This window comes from Tabrizicola sp. YIM 78059 (assembly GCF_004959785.1).
GTDB lineage: Bacteria > Pseudomonadota > Alphaproteobacteria > Rhodobacterales > Rhodobacteraceae > Tabrizicola > Tabrizicola caldifontis.
The window spans coordinates 1-346 of sequence record NZ_SJZH01000082.1 but is presented as its reverse complement, the minus strand read 5'-3'; the positions used below and the strand labels follow the sequence as shown (position 1 = coordinate 346).

Sequence of the window (346 nt, the reverse complement as noted above, 5' to 3'; positions counted from 1 at the left end):
CCGCTCGCCAGCTGGCAGGCGCTGAAGGATGCGGTGATCGGCACCGGAACCGAGGCAGAGACGGCGCTCGCGGGAGCGGCTGCTTCTGCCGATGCTCTCACGGCCGGGCTGAACGACACGGCCACCGCCGCCGAGGGTGCTGGCGGTGCCGCACGCGACGCGGGGGCGGCTGCAGCCCAAGGCGCGGACACGGCCCTCACCGGTTGGCAAGCCGTCACGGCAGCCCTCGCCGACTATGCCGCCAAGGCGCGCGAGATCGGCGGCGATATCGGCAGCGCGCTGGTCGGGGCCTTCCAGAGCGCCGAGAATGCCATCGGCGACTTCGTGAAGACGGGCAAGCTCGACT

1 protein-coding gene is annotated in these 346 nt (G+C 72.3%); it reads left to right on the top strand.

The annotated features are described in order from the left end of the window. Positions 1 to 346 (top strand): phage tail tape measure C-terminal domain-containing protein (locus EZM81_RS18140; RefSeq protein ID WP_305791171.1); only part of this gene is annotated, 346 nt, incomplete at both ends.